Origin of the sequence: Arthrobacter sp. UNC362MFTsu5.1 (genome assembly GCF_000685965.1) — a bacterium.
Lineage (GTDB): Bacteria > Actinomycetota > Actinomycetes > Actinomycetales > Micrococcaceae > Arthrobacter.
Window position 1 is genome coordinate 46,010 of the sequence record NZ_JMLE01000016.1, and the last position, 18,451, is coordinate 64,460.

19 protein-coding genes are annotated in these 18,451 nt (G+C 66.0%); 15 read left to right on the plus strand and 4 right to left on the minus strand.

The window, feature by feature from the left end:
- The first annotated feature begins 103 nt into the window (after positions 1 to 103).
- The 6 genes from leuC (at position 104) to BS38_RS0115475 (ending at position 6,724) form a co-directional block, all read left to right on the plus strand.
- Positions 104 to 1,558 carry a 3-isopropylmalate dehydratase large subunit gene (leuC, locus tag BS38_RS0115450; protein ID WP_028271628.1) on the plus strand — a complete coding sequence of 485 codons (1,455 nt, stop codon included), beginning with the start codon at positions 104 to 106 and terminating at the stop codon, positions 1,556 to 1,558.
- Between the two features lie 82 nt (positions 1,559 to 1,640).
- Positions 1,641 to 2,243, plus strand: a complete 603-nt coding sequence (leuD, locus tag BS38_RS0115455) for a 3-isopropylmalate dehydratase small subunit (RefSeq protein ID WP_028271629.1) — start codon at positions 1,641 to 1,643, stop codon at positions 2,241 to 2,243.
- 201 nt (positions 2,244 to 2,444) lie between these two features.
- Complete coding sequence (gene murA, locus BS38_RS0115460; RefSeq protein ID WP_028271630.1) at positions 2,445 to 3,770, plus strand: UDP-N-acetylglucosamine 1-carboxyvinyltransferase; 1,326 nt, start codon at positions 2,445 to 2,447, stop codon at positions 3,768 to 3,770.
- A 10-nt stretch (positions 3,771 to 3,780) separates the two neighbouring features.
- A complete protein-coding gene (locus tag BS38_RS0115465; RefSeq protein ID WP_028271631.1) occupies positions 3,781 to 4,527 on the plus strand; it encodes a lysophospholipid acyltransferase family protein in 747 nt (248 codons plus the stop codon).
- Positions 4,524 to 5,576, plus strand: a complete 1,053-nt coding sequence (locus BS38_RS0115470; protein WP_028271632.1) for an NAD(P)H-dependent glycerol-3-phosphate dehydrogenase — start codon at positions 4,524 to 4,526, stop codon at positions 5,574 to 5,576. The genes BS38_RS0115465 and BS38_RS0115470 overlap by 4 nt, the downstream gene beginning before the upstream one ends.
- A gap of 2 nt (positions 5,577 to 5,578) precedes the next feature.
- Positions 5,579 to 6,724 carry a D-alanine--D-alanine ligase family protein gene (locus BS38_RS0115475; RefSeq protein WP_051628955.1) on the plus strand — a complete coding sequence of 382 codons (1,146 nt, stop codon included), beginning with the start codon at positions 5,579 to 5,581 and terminating at the stop codon, positions 6,722 to 6,724.
- A 62-nt stretch (positions 6,725 to 6,786) separates the two neighbouring features.
- On the opposite strand, the gene BS38_RS0115480 is transcribed toward BS38_RS0115475, so the two are convergent.
- Positions 6,787 to 7,290 (minus strand): DUF3515 domain-containing protein, encoded by a 504-nt coding sequence (locus BS38_RS0115480; RefSeq protein WP_028271634.1) that lies wholly within the window; start codon positions 7,288 to 7,290, stop codon positions 6,787 to 6,789.
- Between the two features lie 101 nt (positions 7,291 to 7,391).
- On the opposite strand from BS38_RS0115480, the gene thiL reads away from it, so the two are divergent.
- Genes thiL through rsmD form a run of 4 tightly spaced genes read left to right on the plus strand, consistent with a single transcriptional unit; the run spans position 7,392 to position 12,274 of the window.
- Positions 7,392 to 8,429 (plus strand): thiamine-phosphate kinase, encoded by a 1,038-nt coding sequence (thiL, locus tag BS38_RS0115485; RefSeq protein ID WP_028271635.1) that lies wholly within the window; start codon positions 7,392 to 7,394, stop codon positions 8,427 to 8,429.
- A 22-nt stretch (positions 8,430 to 8,451) separates the two neighbouring features.
- Positions 8,452 to 9,441, plus strand: coding sequence for a DAK2 domain-containing protein (locus BS38_RS0115490; protein WP_028271636.1), 990 nt, complete (start codon positions 8,452 to 8,454; stop codon positions 9,439 to 9,441).
- Position 9,442: 1 nt separating this feature from the next.
- Complete coding sequence (locus BS38_RS0115495; RefSeq protein WP_028271637.1) at positions 9,443 to 11,656, plus strand: ATP-dependent DNA helicase RecG; 2,214 nt, start codon at positions 9,443 to 9,445, stop codon at positions 11,654 to 11,656.
- A gap of 39 nt (positions 11,657 to 11,695) precedes the next feature.
- Positions 11,696 to 12,274, plus strand: a complete 579-nt coding sequence (rsmD, locus tag BS38_RS0115500; protein ID WP_028271638.1) for a 16S rRNA (guanine(966)-N(2))-methyltransferase RsmD — start codon at positions 11,696 to 11,698, stop codon at positions 12,272 to 12,274.
- 16 nt (positions 12,275 to 12,290) lie between these two features.
- Here rsmD and BS38_RS0115505 read toward each other — a convergent pair whose 3' ends face one another.
- The 3 genes from BS38_RS0115505 to BS38_RS0115515 are packed head-to-tail and all read right to left on the minus strand — an operon-like array spanning position 12,291 to position 15,159.
- A complete protein-coding gene (locus BS38_RS0115505; RefSeq protein ID WP_028271639.1) occupies positions 12,291 to 13,076 on the minus strand; it encodes a spermidine synthase in 786 nt (261 codons plus the stop codon).
- A gap of 2 nt (positions 13,077 to 13,078) precedes the next feature.
- Positions 13,079 to 14,287, minus strand: a complete 1,209-nt coding sequence (locus BS38_RS0115510; protein WP_028271640.1) for an aminotransferase class I/II-fold pyridoxal phosphate-dependent enzyme — start codon at positions 14,285 to 14,287, stop codon at positions 13,079 to 13,081.
- Entirely contained in the window at positions 14,284 to 15,159 is an 876-nt protein-coding gene (locus BS38_RS0115515; protein WP_051628956.1) for an SDR family NAD(P)-dependent oxidoreductase, read from the minus strand. The genes BS38_RS0115510 and BS38_RS0115515 overlap by 4 nt, the downstream gene beginning before the upstream one ends.
- A gap of 43 nt (positions 15,160 to 15,202) precedes the next feature.
- Between BS38_RS0115515 and coaD the strand changes: the two genes are divergently transcribed.
- The 5 genes from coaD to mutM all read left to right on the plus strand — a co-directional run bounded on the left by coaD (position 15,203) and on the right by mutM (position 18,349).
- A complete protein-coding gene (gene coaD, locus BS38_RS0115520) occupies positions 15,203 to 15,703 on the plus strand; it encodes a pantetheine-phosphate adenylyltransferase (RefSeq protein WP_028271642.1) in 501 nt (166 codons plus the stop codon).
- 176 nt (positions 15,704 to 15,879) lie between these two features.
- Positions 15,880 to 16,404 (plus strand): YceD family protein, encoded by a 525-nt coding sequence (locus BS38_RS26785; RefSeq protein WP_081818924.1) that lies wholly within the window; start codon positions 15,880 to 15,882, stop codon positions 16,402 to 16,404.
- Between the two features lie 36 nt (positions 16,405 to 16,440).
- Positions 16,441 to 16,644 carry a 50S ribosomal protein L32 gene (gene rpmF / locus BS38_RS0115535; RefSeq protein ID WP_009356569.1) on the plus strand — a complete coding sequence of 68 codons (204 nt, stop codon included), beginning with the start codon at positions 16,441 to 16,443 and terminating at the stop codon, positions 16,642 to 16,644.
- 18 nt (positions 16,645 to 16,662) lie between these two features.
- Positions 16,663 to 17,385, plus strand: coding sequence for a ribonuclease III (gene rnc / locus BS38_RS0115540; protein WP_028271644.1), 723 nt, complete (start codon positions 16,663 to 16,665; stop codon positions 17,383 to 17,385).
- Between the two features lie 7 nt (positions 17,386 to 17,392).
- Positions 17,393 to 18,349 carry a bifunctional DNA-formamidopyrimidine glycosylase/DNA-(apurinic or apyrimidinic site) lyase gene (gene mutM / locus BS38_RS0115545; RefSeq protein WP_028271645.1) on the plus strand — a complete coding sequence of 319 codons (957 nt, stop codon included), beginning with the start codon at positions 17,393 to 17,395 and terminating at the stop codon, positions 18,347 to 18,349.
- Positions 18,350 to 18,451 lie beyond the last annotated feature (102 nt).

Here is an 18,451-nt window from a genome sequence, read left to right on the forward strand (position 1 = left end):
TTGCCGTCTCAATATCTGAGATGCAAATCATTTGGCTGGCGTATTACGCGGGCGTGCTGGTTCAGTGGATGTAAACAGCCAACAGCAGTGAAGGGAGATGGCCATGGCAAAGACATTGGCCGAGAAAGTCTGGGACGCGCACGTGGTGCGCAAAGGCGACGGCGAAGGTGCCAACGCCCAGCCGGACCTTCTCTACATCGACCTCCACCTGGTGCACGAAGTGACCTCGCCGCAGGCCTTCGAAGGTCTCCGCCTGGCGGGACGGCCGCTGCGCCGCCCGGACCTCACCATCGCCACCGAGGACCACAACACCCCCACGCTGGACATCGACAAGCCTATCGCCGATCTCACCAGCCGGACGCAGATCCAGACGCTCCGCAACAACTGCCAGGAGTTCGGCGTCCGCCTGCACTCCCTGGGCGACGCCGAACAGGGCATCGTCCACGTGGTCGGTCCCCAGCTTGGCCTGACCCAGCCCGGCATGACCGTGGTCTGCGGCGACTCGCACACGTCCACGCACGGCGCCTTCGGCGCACTCGCCATGGGCATCGGCACCTCCGAGGTGGAGCACGTCATGGCCACCCAGACGCTGTCCCTGAAGCCGTTCAAGACCATGGCCATCAATGTGGAGGGCGCGCTGCGTCCGGGTGTTTCGGCAAAGGACATCATCCTGGCCGTCATCGCGAAGATCGGCACCGGCGGCGGGCAGGGCTACGTGCTCGAGTACCGCGGCTCGGCGATCCGTGCGCTGTCCATGGAAGCCCGGATGACCATCTGCAACATGTCGATCGAAGCCGGCGCCCGCGCAGGCCTGGTTGCTCCGGACCAGACCACTTACGACTACATGTACGGACGCCCGCACGCGCCGCAGGGCGCTGAGTGGGACGCCGCCGTCGAATACTGGAACACGCTCCGCTCCGAAGACGACGCAACGTTCGACGTCGAGGTGGACCTCGACGCCGACACCCTGGAGCCGTTCGTGACCTGGGGTACCAACCCCGGCCAGGGCGTTTCGCTGTCCGCCAAGGTGCCGTCGCCGGAGGACTTCGGCGACGAAAACGCCAAGGCCGCGGCTGAACGGGCATTGCAGTACATGGGGCTGGAAGCCGGCACCCCGATGAAGGAGATCCGGGTGGACACGGTCTTCCTGGGCTCCTGCACCAACTCCCGGATGGAGGACCTGCGCGCGGCGGCGGACATCGTCCGGGGCCGCACCAAGGACCCGAACATCCGCATGCTCGTGGTTCCCGGCTCGGCCCGGGTCCGGCTCGAGGCCGAAGCGGAGGGCCTGGACAAGGTCTTCAAGGACTTCGGTGCCGAATGGCGCTTCGCCGGCTGCTCCATGTGCCTGGGCATGAACCCGGACCAGCTGGAGCCGGGCGAACGCTGCGCCTCCACCTCCAACCGCAACTTCGAAGGACGCCAGGGCAAGGGCGGCCGCACGCACCTCGTTTCACCGGTGGTCGCGGCAGCCACTGCAATCCGCGGAACGCTCAGTTCGCCGTCGGACCTGGACCCCGCTCCGGAGTCCGCCGCAGCCCGCAGCAGCGCTGCTTAGATAACGCCTCTTAGGCAACACCGGCTAGCCCGCGCAGCCCAGAGCACGCAGCCCAGACCCACTCAGTACCGAAGGATCCGCCATGGAAAAGTTCAGCACCCACACCGGGATCGGCGTACCGCTGCGCCAGAGCAACGTGGACACCGACCAGATCATCCCCGCCGTATACCTCAAGCGCATCACCCGCACCGGCTTCGAAGACGCGCTGTTTGCGGCCTGGCGCAAGGACCCGGCCTTCATCCTGAACCAGGCCCCCTTCAACGCCGGCTCCGTGCTGGTGGCCGGTCCGGATTTTGGCACCGGGTCGTCCCGCGAGCACGCCGTCTGGGCCTTGAAGGACTATGGCTTCAAGACCGTCCTGTCCTCCAGGTTCGCCGATATCTTCCGCGGCAACTCCGGCAAGCAGGGCCTGCTGGCGGCTGAAGTCGCCCAGGATGACATCGAACTCATCTGGAAGGTGCTGGAGAACGCCCCGGGCACCGAAGTGACCGTGGATCTCGTCTCCAAGACCGTGATGTGCGGCAATGTGGTGGCACCGTTCGAGATTGACGACTACACGCGCTGGCGCCTCCTGGAAGGCCTGGACGACATCGGGCTGACCCTCCAGCACGAGGAAGACATCACGGCCTACGAGGCCACCAGGCCCGCGTTCAAGCCGAAGACACTGCCCGCACGGCTGTCCTAGGCGGGGCGGTCCCCGGGATCCCAGCCGCACCCCCGCCTGGTACACGCCGCACCCTTAACCGGTCCGCGCCGCGCCCGCTTCAGATCTCCTCTGCAGTGTTGGGAAAATCGCGCCGTATTTCAGATCGGTAACGCTAGCTCCTATGCTTAGCTGGAGCCTTTGTAAGGATTTGGGGGCGAGTAGTCGTGAGGAAACCGGTATATGAGTAGTGTTTTGACAATCCGCGGAGGCGTCCCGCTAACTGGACGCGTCACCGTTCGCGGGGCCAAGAATCTTGTCCCCAAGGCCATGGTGGCCGCCCTGCTGGGCAACGAGCCGTCCGTGCTGCGCAACGTCCCTGAAATCAAGGACGTCGAGGTTGTCACCAGCCTGCTCCAGCTCCACGGCGTCACGGTCGAAAAGGACCCGGTGACCGGTGACCTGACCCTGGATCCGAAGGGTGCCAAGACCGCATCCAGCACCGCCATCGATGCCCACGCAGGCGACTCCAGGATTCCCATCCTGTTGTGCGGCCCGCTGATCCACGCCATCGGCGAAGCATTCATTCCCGACCTTGGCGGCTGCAAAATCGGCGACCGCCCCATCGATTACCACCTGAACGTCCTCCGCCAGTTCGGGGCCGTTGTGGAAAAGCGTCCGGGCGGCATCCACATTTCCGCGCCCAAGGGACTCCAGGGCGCCAAGATCTCGCTGCCGTACCCGTCGGTGGGCGCCACCGAGCAGGTTCTGCTCAGTGCCACCCGGGCTGAGGGCATCACGGAGCTTTCCGGTGCCGCCACGGAACCGGAAATCATCGACCTCATTGCCGTGCTGCAGAAGATGGGCGCCATCATCAGCGTCCAGACAGACCGCACCATCCGGATCGAAGGCGTGAAGGACCTCGGGGGCTACAACCACCGCGCCCTCTCGGACCGGAACGAATCCGCATCCTGGGCATCAGCGGCACTCGTGACCCGCGGAGACATCTTCGTGGAGGGCGCCTCACAGCGCGACATGATGACGTTCCTGAACACCTACCGCAAGGTGGGCGGCGGCATGGACATCGGTGAGGACGGCATCCGTTTCTACCACCGCGGCGGCAAACTGAACCCGCTCGTCCTGGAAACGGACGTCCACCCCGGCTTCATGACGGACTGGCAGCAGCCCCTCGTGGTTGCCCTGACCCAGGCCGAGGGCGTGTCGATCGTCCACGAAACCGTCTATGAGAACCGTTTCGGATTCACTGACGCCCTCATCCGGATGGGCGCCAACATCCAGGTGCACCGCGAATGCCTCGGCAGCGTGCCGTGCCGTTTCGGCCAGCGCAACTTCCTGCACTCCGCCGTCATCTCGGGACCCACGCAGCTCAAGGGCACCGACATCGACGTCCCGGACCTCCGGGGCGGCTTCAGCCACCTCATCGCCGCACTGGCCGCCACGGGCACGTCCCGGGTGACCGGAATAGACATCATTAACCGCGGCTACGAGCGCTTCACGGAGAAGCTCGCCGGGCTGGGCGCCGATTTCGACATCACTTCAGCCAAGTAACGGGGCCCCAGTGAAGGAAACGGCCAAGAGCCGCATCACCTTTGTCATCGTCGCCGGAATCGTCAGGCCTGTGATGAACCTGATGATGAATAAGAAGTGGGAAGGGCTGGAAAAGCTCCCGGCGGGCGGCTTCATTGCCGCCCCCAACCACTGCACCGAGATCGACCCGCTGGTCATCGGCCACATGCTGTACAACCAGAAGCGGATGCCGCACTTCCTTGCGAAGGGCGGCCTGTTCAAGGTGCCGGTCCTCGGAGCGGTGCTGCGGGCCACCAAGCAGATCCCGGTGGAACGCTCGACGGCGGGCGCCAACCGGTCGCTGAACGTCGCCAAGGAAGTGGTGGACGAAGGCGGGGCCATCGTCATCTACCCCGAAGGCACGCTGACCCGGGACCCGGAGCTGTGGCCGATGAAGGGGCACACCGGTGCCGCCCGGATGGCGCTCGAAAGTGGCATTCCCGTGGTTCCGATGGCGCACTGGGGAGCGCACCAGGTGTTCCCGCGCTATGCGAAGCGCTTCCACCTTTTTCCCCGGCGCACCTCACGCGTCATCGTGGGCAACCCCGTGGACCTTAGCGCCTTTGAGGGCCGGCCGCTGGACAAGGCCACGCTGACGGCTGCCACCGGCGTCATCATGGACGCCATCACCGGACTCCTGGCCACCCTGCGGTCGGAACAGCCTCCCGCTGAGCGGTGGGATCCGGCCGCCCACAACCAGAGCAAGCACGGGCGCAACATCGATCGGGGCGGCAAATGACCCCTGAGCAGGCCGCAGCGGGCTCAGCCATGTCGGTCGCTGTCCTCGGAGCAGGCTCCTGGGGCACCACCTTTGCCAAGATCCTTGCCGATGCAGCAACGGCATCCGGTGTCCAGCGGAGCATACGGCTCTGGGGGCGCCGCGCCGAGGTCGTTGAGCAGATCAACACCCTGCACCGGAACCCGCAGTACCTCAAGGACATCGACCTCCCGCACAGCATCACCGCTTCCACCGACGTCGCCGAGGTGCTTTCCGGCGCAGACCTCGTGGTGCTGGCGGTTCCCGCCCAGTCGCTGCGGCTGCAACTGCGCGAGTGGCGGCACCTGATCTCACCGGATGCCTACGTGGTTTCCCTGATGAAAGGCCTCGAACTCAGTTCGGATGCCCGCATGAGCGAGGTCATCTGCGAGGAACTGGGTATCAAAGCCGAGCGGATCGCTGTGGTGTCGGGGCCGAACCTGGCCATGGAAATCGCCCGCGAGGAACCCACCGCCTCCGTGGTGGCCTGTTCCGACGCCGGGGTGGCCTCCTGGATCGCCCGCAGCTGCACCGCGCCGTATTTCCGGCCGTACACCACCACCGATGTCGTCGGCGTTGAAATCGGCGGCATCGTGAAAAACGTGATCGCCCTGGCGGTAGGTATCTGCGAAGGCAAAAGGATGGGTGACAACACCAAAGCCTCGGTTATCACCCGCGGGCTTGCCGAGACCTCCAGGCTCGCCCTGGCACTGGGGGGAGAAGCGCAGACCATGGCCGGCCTGGCGGGCCTGGGCGACCTGGTCGCCACCTGCTCCTCGCCGTTGTCCCGTAACCACACCGCCGGACGCCTGCTGGGCAAGGGGCTGACGCTGGAACAGGTCACCGCCGAAATGACCCAGACAGCCGAAGGGATCAAGTCCGGGCAGGCCGTGCACGAACTTGCCGGAAAGCTCGGCGTCGAGATGCCCATCACCGCGGCAGTGGTTGCCGTGCTGGCCGGAAAATTGTCCGTTGACGAACTGGGACCGCTGCTGCTGGCCCGGGACCTGAAATCCGAAGGCGATTACTGACTGTGTCGGAAGTACAAGTGAACAAGAACGGCCACGGCCACACCAAACCCCGCGTCGCCGTGTTGTTTGGGGGCCGCTCCAGCGAGCACGCCGTCAGCTGCGTCACGGCCGCCGGCGTTCTCGGGGCCATCGACTACGACAAGTACGATGTCATCCCCATCGGCATCGCCAAGACCGGCCAGTGGGTCCTCGCCCCGGGGGACACCCGGCAGTGGTCCCTCTCGGCCTCCTCGCTTCCCGAGGTGGCGCCGTCGGCCCGGACGGTAACGCTTGCTGAGATCGGCGGCGAACACCAGCTCATCGTGGCGTCCCCGAACGAAGTGCCGCAGGAACTCGGCACCGTGGACGTTGTTTTCCCGCTGCTCCACGGTCCGTTCGGTGAGGACGGCACCATCCAGGGCCTGCTGGAACTGTCGGATACCCGCTATGTGGGTGCCGGCGTGCTGGCCTCCGCCGTGGGCATGGACAAGCACTACATGAAAGTGGTCTTCGAAGCCGCCGGCCTGCAGGTGGGACCCTACATTGCCGTGACGGACCGCCAGTGGATCACGGACCCCGAGTCCGTCCGCAAACGCGTTGACCTGCTGGGGTACCCCGTATTCGTCAAGCCGGCGCGGGCGGGGTCCTCCATGGGCATCTCCAAGGTGGATTCACTGGAGGGCCTGGATGCGGCCATCGAGGCGGCCCGTGAGCATGACCTCAAACTCGTGATCGAAGCCGGAATCGTGGGCCGCGAAATCGAATGCGCCGTCCTCGAAGGGCGCGGCACCGATGCACCGCGCACGTCCATGCCCGGAGAGATCGCCGTGGCACCGGGCGAACACGAGTTCTATGACTTCAACGCAAAATACGTGGAGGACGACGCCGCGTCGCTCAGCTGCCCCGCAGACCTCCCCGATGAGGCGATCGCCCGGGTCCGCGAGCTTGCCGCCGCTGCGTTCGACGCCGTGGGGGCCGAAGGGCTGAGCCGCGTGGACTTCTTCTACACCCCCGACGGTGAGCTGATCATCAATGAGATCAACACCATGCCCGGTTTCACGCCGAAAAGCATGTACCCGCAGATGTGGGCCGCCTCCGGGCTGGGCTACGCGGAACTCATTGACGAACTGATCTACCTGGCGCTGAACCGGAAGACCGGGCTGCGCTAGCGTCGCCCGGCCGGGACGCGTGTGCCGTTGGCCCCGGCCGGTCGGGACCCTTGGTCGGGACCCTATTGCCCGGTGGGCAGGTTTTGCAGCTCTTCCTGGCCCACGCAGTTCCTCGTGGCCTTGATCTTCCCGGCAGCGGCCGAGAGTTCCGCCAGCACGGTCGCGGAACTGATCTGGTCGGGGTCCATGAGGATTTCCGTGGCCGGTTCGCGGCCGAAGGTCGTCAGCGTCCACACGGGGTCGCCTTCCTTGATGACCCAGTCGATGCCGTTGACGCTGACGCAGCGGTCGGTGGTGGGGCCGGGAACATTGACCCCGCAGCGGAGGATGACCTTGGACGGATCGCCCCACGCGGCGGTTGCCTGGCTGTTGGTCTTCCGCAGCCCCGCATCCCCCATGCTGTCCGGCAGGGCCACCATCATGGGGGCGCAGGCCGGGTTGGCCGCATCCTTGGCCGGCGCCACATCCACCACCGGGGCGCATCCGCTGAGGGCCAGCACCACAGCCGCCGCCGTTGCGGGCAGGCGAAGCGAACGGAGGGAAGCCGGGGTGCGGAGCTGGTGCATGGTTTAAGCCTATCCCGGCCCGGGCGCCCGGCCGGACGGGCAGGAGAGGCCGGCGCCCGGCCCCGGAACCGGATGTCGGTCCCGGACTGTAGCGTAGTGGTGTGCCTGAATCTCACCTCACTGTCGCCGGACTTTCCGAATCCGAACTCCTCGCCAGGATCTTCCCGCGCCTGAACAATCTGCACCCGAACGGCGGAGCAGCGGCCTCGGCGCTCCTGCTGGGACCGGGTGATGACGCCGCCATCGTGGCAGCCCCGGACGGCCGGACCGTGGTCAGCATTGACACCCAGGTCCAGGACCAGGATTTCCGGCTGGTGTGGCGCAACGGATACCGGACCACGGGCTTCGACGTCGGCTGGAAGGCTGCAGCGCAAAACCTCAGCGACATCAACGCCATGGGCGCGCGGTCCACGGCCATGGTGGTGAGCCTGACCCTGCCGCCCGAGACGCCCGTTTCCTGGGTCGAGGATTTTGCCGACGGGCTTTCCCATGCCATCCACGACCTCGGCGCCGACGGATGTTCGGTGGCCGGCGGCGACCTCGGCCGTGGCCGCGAACTCGCGGTCACGGTGGCCATCCTGGGCACCCTGGCCGGGCAGCAGCCTGTTCTGCGTTCGGGCGCCCGCCCGGGCCATACCGTCGCCCTGGCCGGAACGGTGGGGCATGCGGCGGCCGGGCTTGCCCTGCTTGAATCCGGGCCGGCCGTTGACCTGCTGTCTCCGGCGCTGCGAACCATTATGGACAGGCAATGCCGGCCGCTGCCGCCGCTGGCAGCCGGGCCGGCTGCCCTGGCTTCGGGTGCCTCGTCCATGATGGACATTTCCGACGGACTGGTCCGCGACGGCCACCGCCTGGCCGCCGCCAGCGGTATCGTCCTGAACCTCGATCCGGCGGCACTGAAGCTGCTCACGGAACCATTAGCCGCCGCCGCGGACGCGGTGGACGCCGACCCCATGGCCTGGGTGCTGGGCGGCGGGGAAGACCATGGGCTCCTTGCCACATTCCCGGCGGACGTACAGCTGCCTCCGGGTTTCGCTGCGATAGGCTCAGTAGAAGCCCTTGCACCAACGGAAAGCACTGGCGTGAAGATAGCGGGCCGGCCCGCGGACACTGTGGGATGGGATCACTTTGCAGACTAAGATTGCCGCCAACGCGCAAGCGATGAAGCGGTGGTTGGGCAAGGCCGAAACAGCGCTCGGGAACCACAGCGACCGCCTCAACGCCATCAACATTTTTCCCGTGGCCGACGGCGACACCGGCACCAACCTCTACCTGACGGTCCGTGCCGCTGCGCAGGCGGTCAACGGCGCCGCCATATCGCCCGATCCCGAACTTTCGCAGCAGCCCGGGAGGACCCCGGGCCAGCAGGACGTCGGGGCCGTGCTTGCGCGGGCAGGCCAGGCCGCCATGGAACAGGCTCGCGGCAATTCGGGAACCCTGTTTTCGGTGTTCCTGTGCGCCGCCGCTGAGCCTTTGGCCGGCCATGCCCGCCTGAGCTCGCCGCTGCTGGCAGCGGCCCTCAACCGCGCCCAGATCAGGGCCTGGTCCGCCTTGAGCGATCCCGTTCCCGGGACCATGCTCTCGGTCATGGAGGCGGCCGCGCGCGCTGCCGCCGGAGTGGATGCCGACCAGAACGGCGATGACAGCAACCACGCCCTGGGCCTTGCCCTCGATGCGGCGGTTGAGGCGGCCCTCGAAGCGGTCGTCAGGACCGAGGACCAGTTGGCGGCCCTGCACGAGGCCCATGTCGTGGACGCCGGCGGGGTCGGAATGCTCCTCATCCTCGACTGCCTGCGTTCATCGGTGCTCGGCGAGGAACTTCAAAGCGACATGCTGGACGGCCTCCACGGCTATGACGTCCAGGATCCGCACATCCATGCGGACATGCCCGACGACGACGGCGTGGAAGTCATGTGCACCATCAGCCTTTCGCCGTTGGACGCCGCCACACTGCGCCAGCGGCTGGATGAAATGGGTGATTCGGTGATCATGAGCCAGGTGGGCGGTGCCACTGACGCTGACGGGAAATACCGCTGGCGGGTGCACGTGCACGTCCCGGCCCCTGAACCGGCCGTGGCACTGATCGGATCCCTCGGCGAACCCACGGACATCTCTGTCAGCCAGCTCGCCCTGCCGCGGGACCCCGACTGAGATGAACGCTGAGCTGGAACTGGGCCTGGAACGCCGTATCGGCAAACGTTCCGCGGCCGTCATTGAGAAACACCTCGGTATCACCACCGTCGGCGGCCTGCTCAACTACTTTCCGCGCCGCTACCTCAACCGCGGCGAGCTGACGCCCATCAGCGAGGTCCCGCTGGACGAAGAGGTCACCCTGATCGCGCGCGTCGTGTCCAGCAGCACCCGGGCCATGCGGGCGCGCCGCGGCACCCTGACCGACGTTGTGATCACGGATGACGACGGCACCCTGAAGGTGAGCTTCTTCAACGGTTACCGCGCCAAAGCGGAGCTGCTCCCGGGCCGGCGGGCCCTGTTCTCGGGGAAAGTCACCCGGTACGCCGGCAACCTGAGCCTCACGAACCCTGACTTCCAGCTGCTCGACGAGGACCCTGACACTCCGGGCATGGATCCGGAGAAGCTCGCCGCCATGCCCATCCCGATCTATCCGGCAACGGCAAAACTCACGAGCTGGTCCATCCAGAAAGTGATCTCAACCCTTCTGGACACCGCCGACCTGGAACTCCTGGACGACCCCCTGCCGGGCGACGTCTCGGCGCGGGAAAAGTTCCTGCCGGCCGCCGAAGCCTACCGGCTCATCCACACGCCGGAGGTGCCGGGGGACTGGCAACGGGCCCGGGACCGCTTCCGGTACCAGGAAGCCCTCGTGCTGCAGTCCGCCCTGGCCCGGCGCCGCGCCCAGCTGGCGGCCGAAGAGGCCACGGCCCGGCGGCCGGTCGCAGTCGGAATCCTGACGGCGTTCGACCGCCAGCTGCCGTTCACCCTCACCGCCGGCCAGTCCGCCGTCGGCAAGACCCTCGCGGAGGAGCTCTCGCAGGACAGCCCCATGAACCGGCTCCTCCAGGGCGAGGTGGGCTCGGGCAAGACCATCGTTGCCCTGCGCGCCATGCTCCAGGTGGTTGATGCCGGCGGGCAGGCCGCGCTGCTGGCGCCCACCGAAGTCCTGGCCGCGCAGCACTTCGAATCCATCCGCCGGACGCTCGGTCCGCTCTCCCGGGACGGACTCCTGGGCGGATCCGGGCCGGACGCCGTCCAGGTGACGCTGCTGACCGGATCGATGCCCGTTGCTGCCCGCAAGCAGGCCATGCTGGATGCGGCCTCTGGCACTGCCGGGATCGTGATCGGAACGCATGCGCTGCTGAGCGACAATGTCTCCTTCTACGACCTCGGGCTGATTGTCGTGGATGAACAGCACCGTTTCGGCGTGGAACAGCGCGACGCCCTCCGCGCGAAGGCCAGCAAACCGCCCCACCTGCTGGTCATGACCGCCACGCCCATCCCGCGGACCGTGGCGATGACCGTGTTCGGCGACCTGGAAACATCGGTGCTGGACGAACTCCCGGCGGGCCGTGCCCCCATCTCCACGCACGTGGTGGGACTCGCCGAAAATCCCGGCTGGGCCGGGCGCATCTGGTCCCGTTCCCGGGAAGAGATCGACGCCGGCCACCAGGTCTACGTGGTGTGTCCCAAGATCGGCGAGGACGACGACGGCGACTTCAGCCCCGGGGAAGCGGAACCGACAGCCGCGGACCTGGAAGGGGACGGACCTGCCCGCGAGCTCGCGTCCGTTACCGCCGTCGTCGAACACCTCCAGGATGAACCTGCGCTGGCCGGCGTTTCACTGGCGCCGCTCCACGGCAGGCAGGATCCGGCCCTGAAGTCCGCAACCATGGCGTCCTTCACCGCGAATGAAACCAAACTGCTGGTGTCCACCACGGTGATCGAGGTGGGTGTTGACGTCCACAACGCCACGCTGATGGTGATCCTGGACGCGGACAGATTCGGCATATCCCAGCTGCACCAGCTTCGCGGACGGGTGGGCCGCGGCGGACTGCCCGGCACCTGCCTCCTGGTGACCACCCTGGAACCCGGACACCCCAGCCGACGCCGGCTGGATGCCGTGGCAGCCACCACCGATGGCTTCGAACTGTCGCAGGAGGACTTGAAGCTGCGCCGCGAAGGGGACATCCTCGGGGCTTCGCAGTCAGGCGGACGCTCCGCACTGAAACTGCTCCGCGTGCTGGAACATGAGGACGTCATTGCGAAGGCACGCCAGGACGCGCAGCAGATCGTGGCCGCGGATCCGGCCCTGGCGGGCCATTCCGCACTGGCGGAGGCAATCGAAGAGTATTTGAACCCCGAAAAGGAGGCGTTCCTTGAGCGTGGCTAGGAGCGGACGCACAGCTTCAGGCGGCATGGGGGTACGCGCATGAGCCGTATCATTGCGGGTGCCGGCGGTGGAATGACGCTGGCCAGCGTGCCCGGGTCCATGACCCGTCCCACCACGGACCGGGTCAAGGAAGCACTGTTCTCACGGCTTGAGGCCTTCAATGTGGTGGCAGGTGCCCGCGTTCTCGACCTCTATGCGGGCTCCGGGGCGCTGGGCGTGGAAAGCGCCAGCCGCGGGGCGGAAACGGTTGACCTCGTGGAGTTCGAGGGCAAGGCCAGCGAGGCCTGCCAGCGCAACGCTGACCTAATTAACGGGTCCGTGGGCCGCAAGGCGGTGTCGGTCCACCGGTCCCGGGTGGAGTCCTTCCTGGGACGGACCGTGCCGGGAACCCTGTGGGACCTTGTGTTCCTGGACCCGCCGTATCCGCTGGATGAGCCCGCCATGGCCGCTGTGCTGGAGGAGCTGTCACCCTACCTGGCGGAGGGCGCCGTCGTTGTCGTGGAGCGCTCGTCCCGCAGCCCGGAACCGGCGTGGCCGGCGTCGCTGGAACGGTTCGCGGAGAAGAAATACGGCGAGACCAAGCTGTGGTTTGCCGAACCCGTGGGCGGCGGCAGCTGACTAGGATGGCGCCTGATTAGCCAGAGAGCCCGTCGAGGTCCACGCCGGCCAGCACCGTCCCTGGGTGCGGGCCGCGGGCCGTCAGCTCTTCGGTCCATCCCGCCGGCCACGGACCCCGCGTGCCGATGAGGATGATGTTGCCGGGATGCCGCCCGGCGAACATGCCGGACTCAGCGAACGCGGCCACCCCGTCCATGACCTGCCGCAGCGCTGCCACCTGGCTCCGGACCAGCGTCAGCCCGGGTTCGTCACCCACGTTGACGATCAGCACGCCATCCGGCGTCAGCCGGGCAGCCGCTTCCGTGTAGAACCCGGCGCAGGCAATGTGCGCCGGCGCTTCCGGTCCGGAGAAGATATCCAGGATCACGACGTCGAACCGCAGCCCCGCCGGGAGCTCCGCCAGTGCGTCCCGGGCGTCGCCGATCAGCGTGTGCAGCACCGTTCCGGCCGGCATCGGCAACTGCTGCAGGACGAAGTCCAGCAGCTCCCGCTCAAGCTCCACGGCGTACTGCAGGGACCCCGGCCGGGTCGCCTGGATGTAGCGGGCCAGTGTCAGTGCCCCGGCCCCGAGGTGCAGGGCGCTGACAGGCTCACCGGCAGGGGCTGCCAGGTCCACAACGTGTCCGATCCGGCGAAGGTACTCGTAGAATATTTCTCCCGGCTCGGCAAGATTCACGTGTGACTGCTCCGCACCGCCGATGCTCAGCACGAAGGATCCCTCCGTAAAGGCGTCCGGTTCGATGGTCGCGTGCTGGCCGGTGGTCCGGAGGAAGCGTGACCCCGCCGCGGGCCGCGGAGGCATCGTCAGAGCCTGTCGCGGAGCGTAGCGAGCCTCGATGCGGCTTCTTCAAGGACCTCGGTCTTTTTACAGAAGGCAAAACGGAGCAGGCTGCGGCTCCGTTCGGCGCCCGCAGGGTGGCAGAAGACGGGTACCGGGATTGCGGCGACCCCCACCAGGTCCGGAAGCCTCCGGGCCAGGTCGACGGAATCGGAGATCCCCAGGGGAGCTGTGTCCACATTCACGAAATAGGTTCCCTGCGGCGTGAACACGTCCAGGCCGGCAGCCCTGAGCCCGTCGCTGAGGATGTCCCGCTTCCGCCTGAGGGTCTCGGAGATCCCGGTGTAGAAATCGTCCGGAAGGGCCAGCCCCACGGCGATGGCGCCTTGGAACGGCGTGCCGGAGCTGTAGCTGAGGAACTGCTTCACCGTCCTGATGGCGGATACGAGGTGTTCGGGTCCGCTCAGCCAGCCGATCTTCCAGCCGGTGAAGGAGAATGTCTTGCCTGCCGAGGAGATGGTGATGGTCCGGCCGGCAGCCCCGGGCAGCGTTGCCACGGGGATGTGCTGCGCACCGAAGGTCAGGTGTTCGTAGACCTCATCGGTGATGATTACGGCATTGTGCCTGGCAGCAAGGTCGACGACGCGCTGCAGCACCTCACGCGGAAAAACGGCGCCGGTGGGGTTGTGCGGATTGTTGATGAGCACAACCTTGGTGCGGCTGCTGAAGGCTGCTTCCAGGGCGTCCATGTCCGGCATGAAATCCGGAGCCAGCAGGGGCGCCGTCACGTGCGTGGCTCCTGCCAGCCCGATCATGGCGCCGTAGGAGTCATAGAAGGGTTCGAAGGTGAGCACTTCGTCGCCGTGCTCCACGAGGGCCAGCAGCGAGGCGGCGATGGCTTCCGTGGCGCCGGTGGTGACGATGATTTCAGTTTCCGGGTCCGGGGACAGTCCATAGAACCGCTGCTGGTGTGCCGAAATCGCCTCCCGGAGGGGAAGGATTCCCTTGCCCGGCGCGTACTGGTTGGCGCCCGAGTTGATCGCCGCCTGTGCGGCCGCCTTGATTTCCGCCGGGCCGTCCTCATCGGGGAAGCCCTGGCCAAGGTTGATTGCGCCGGTCCGGACCGCGAGGGTGGTCATTTCCTCGAAGATCGTGACACCGAGGCTGCCGTCGGCTGCCAGCAGGTTGGCTCCCGACGCTGCCCGCTGCCACGGTGCCGGAACTGTTGTGCTCACTGTTTGCCTGCCTGTCGGTTGGTGACGGAGTTCTCTGCCCGTCCGGTGAATTTTTCCATTCCCGTATAGATCCGGAAGATTCGTCCGCCGATGAAGTCCCATGCGCGGACCGGGAGAATCCCGCGAAGGACCTTGCCAAGATTGGCCGTCGCCGGAGCGATCAGGAGCGGGCGCCCCGCGGCCATCGCCCGCCATGCCCGCCGGACCGCGTCATCCGGCGTCATGAGCGGCGTGAGCAGCGGACCCCGGGCGCCGGCGAACATTCCGGTGGAAATGTAGCTCGGGCAGAACGTTGTGACCCGGAGGTGCCGGTAGCCCTCCTGCTCCAGTTCGATCCGCAGCGAGTCGCTCCAGCCCACCACGGCCCACTTGGAAGCTGCATAAACGCTCATCCGCGGATTTGGGACTGTTCCGGCCGCAGAGGCGACATTCAAAATCCGGCGGGGACGCCCGGCGTCGGCCATCATGTCCGGCAGGAACGCAAGGGTGACGTACATCGGCGCCAGGGCGTTGACGTCCATGGTCAACGCGATGTCCGGGCCGGACCGGTGCTCCCAGAACAGGGCGCCGCGCACGATTCCCGCATTGTTCACCAGCAGCGTCAGGGGGCCTTCGGCCGCGCATTCCCGTGCGGCCGCCGCAATGGCGTCACGTTCCGCAAGATCCACCTGCCGGGCCACGGCGCGGGCGCCGAGGTCCGTGACTTCGCGGGCAACGCCCTGCAGCCGGTCGCCGTCCACATCCCACAGGATCACGACAGCAGCGCCGTCGGCCGCGGCACGGAGGGCGTGCAGCCGGCCCATGCCCATGGCGGCTCCGGTGACAAGAACTACGCCCCCTGCAACGGTGAAGGGAATGTTCGACTCGGGCATCCAGTCATGTTATCCCGCTCCGTGTATGCGGTAGGTTCGGAACATGAGACGCGCCGTTTGCCCAGGCTCCTTCGACCCGATCCACAATGGCCACTTGGAAGTCATCGCAAGGGCCGCCGGCCTCTTTGACGAAGTGATTGTGGCGGTGTCCACCAACTACGCCAAGAAGTACCGTTTCACCTTGGAGGAGCGGATCGACATGGCGCGCGAGACCCTTGCGTCGCTTCGCGGCATTGTGGTGGAGCCCGTGGGGGAGGGCCTGCTTGCGGAATACTGCAAGCAGCGGGGGGTGTCCGCCATTGTGAAGGGCCTCCGGTCGTCCTCGGACTTTGACTACGAGCTGCCGATGGCCACCATGAACCGCCAGCTCAGCGGCGTGGAAACGGTCTTCCTTCCCACCGAGGGCCACTACTTGCACTTGTCATCAACGCTGATCAAGGAAGTCTTCAATCTGGGCGGAAGTGTGTCGGACTATGTGCCGAGGTCGGTGCTGAAACGGCTGCTGGCGGGCGAGTCGTCTCCGGATCAGCCCCGCAGAGGGTAGGCTATATCGGTACGCAACGGCCCCGGCCGGATTCGCGGCCCATTCCTTAGTTTGTCCCGCGGTGCTGAACTGTGTGGCTTTCGCCCGGTTTGAGTCCATCCGGAAGATCAGGCTAAGATAGTACGTCGGTCATATGTTCAACAGGAGTTCTCATTAAACGAGATGCTAGTTCGCCCTTGGCGTTCGACGTCAAGGACCTCGGGCGCAGTCCGGGGAGCATGCGGACGCTGACGGAACATGTACCCGCACCAAGTGACCTTGGTGTGGCACTCATTGGCGTGCAGGAAGGCTCGGATGTCGGGCTGGATCTGCGGCTGGAGGCCGTACACGAAGGAATCCTGGTATCAGGAACCGTTCACGTCGAAGTAACCGGCGAGTGCGGCCGATGCCTGGATCCCCTTGCGTATGACCTTGAGGTCAATGTGCAAGAACTTTTCTTCTACGAGGACGCCCAGTTCTCTGCTGAAGAAGACGAAGAAGAGCAATATCGAATCGAGCACGATTTAATCGATCTTGAGCCGGTGTTGCGGGACGCAGTTGTAACCATGCTGCCGTTCCAGCCGGTGTGCCGGGAAGACTGCCAGGGCCTTTGCTCCGAATGCGGAGTACGCCTGGAAGACGAGCCGGGGCATCACCACGAGGTCGTAGATCCTCGCTGGGCTGCCCTAGCTGATCTGGCTAAGCCTGACCGGCAAAATTGATTTGTAAGTGTTTTTCTAGAGAGAAATGAGTTAGCCGTGGCTGTCCCGAAGCGGAAAATGTCTCGCTCGAATACCCGCGCCCGCCGCTCCCAGTGGAAGGCAACCGCCCCCCACCTGGTGAAGACCGTTGAGAACGGCCAGGTTACCTACAGCCTGCCGCACCAGGCAAAGGTCGTTACCGACTCGGCTGGCACTGCGCTGTTCCTTGAGTACAAGGGCCGCAAGGTCGCGGACGTCTAATCGGCCCACTGGCTGAACATGACGTCTTCAACTGAAGAGCTTTTGAAGCGTCTCGGTGTCTCTATTGATGCCGGGACGCTTCGTCTTGCTCTGACACATCGCTCCTATGCCTACGAAAACGGCGGCATACCCACCAATGAGCGCCTTGAGTTCCTGGGCGATTCCATCCTAGGCTTTTCCGTGACCGATGCCCTGTACCGGGACAACCCTGCACTGCCCGAGGGCGATCTCGCGAAGCGGCGCTCAGCCGTGGTGAGCACCAGGGCACTTGCCGGAATCGGCCGGAGCCTTGGCATTGGCGAATACATCTACCTCGGACAGGGCGAAAAGCTCACCGACGGCAAGAACAAGGCGTCCATCCTCGCCGACACCATGGAAGCGCTCATTGGCGCCACCTATGTGTCCAACGACATTGAGACGGCGCGCCAACTCGTGATGCGGCTGATCGGCCCGCTGCTCCAGGATGCCGCCGCGCTCGGGGCAGGCACCGACTGGAAGACCAGCATCCAGGAACTCGCAGCCAGCCGTCAGCTGGGCAGCATCTACTACGCGGTGGAGGGCTCAGGCCCGGACCACGCGCGCACGTTCGTGGCGGTGCTCCGGATCGGCGGAACCGATTACGGGCAGGGGGCCGGACGCTCCAAGAAGGAAGCTGAGCAGGAAGCCGCAGCCGATGCCTGGCGGAAGCTGTCGGCTGCCGGCGAGGCTAGCGTTCCGGCGGAATCCGAAGCCGGCCTCTAGGTTCTTCGTGCCCGAACTGCCGGAAGTTGAAGTTGTCCGCCGCGGCCTGGTGAGCTGGGTCTGCGGCCGGACAATCACCTCCGTTGACGTCCTGGATCCGCGTTCCATCCGCCGGCATGTGCTCGGCGCCGAGGACTTCGCGGGCAACCTTGAGGGCGCCCGGGTCATGGATGTGGTGCGCCGCGGCAAGTTCCTCTGGCTTCCCCTGGAGGAACCGGCAGCTGCGACGCCGGCCAATGACCGTCCTGCCGTGGCCCTGATGGCGCACTTGGGAATGAGCGGCCAGCTGCTGATGCAGGATTCCGGTGTGCCGGACGAAAAGCACCTGAAAATCCGCCTGCGGCTGAGCCCTGTTGATGGAATGCCGGAACAGCTCAGGTTCGTGGATCAACGCATTTTTGGCGGACTGTTCGTGACGTCGCTGGTTCCCACGGCCGACGGCGGACCCGGCGGCCTGGGGGAGGTGCCCGCACCCTACATTGCCGCGGAAGCCGCACACATCGCCCGGGATCCGCTGGACCCGCACTTTTCCTTCGACTCCTTCTACCGCCGCTTGCGGAACCGGAAGACGGGGTTGAAGCGTGCCCTCCTGGATCAAGGGCTTGTTTCCGGCATCGGCAACATCTACGCGGACGAGGCACTGTGGCGTGCACGCCTCCATTACGCCCGACCCACCGATACGCTCCGCCGCGCCGATGCCCTGAGGGTTCTCGACGCCGCCCGTGAGGTCATGCTGGATGCCCTCGCCGCGGGCGGGACCAGCTTCGACTCCCTGTACGTCAACGTCAACGGCGCCTCGGGGTACTTTGACCGGTCCCTCAACGCCTACGGCAGGGAAAACCAGGAGTGCAGGCGCTGCGCAGCTGCAGGAATAGTGAGCCTCATGAAACGCGAACAATTCATGAACCGGTCCTCCTACACCTGCCCCGTCTGCCAGCCGAGGCCCCGCAACGGCCGGTGGTAGGCCGAAAAAGCAGGTAGCGCCACTCTATCGAAGCTGTCTTTCCCGGTGTCAGACTGTGCCCAAGGCGGCCGAGGCTGCCGGAATCGCAGGCGCGTTGGTCTT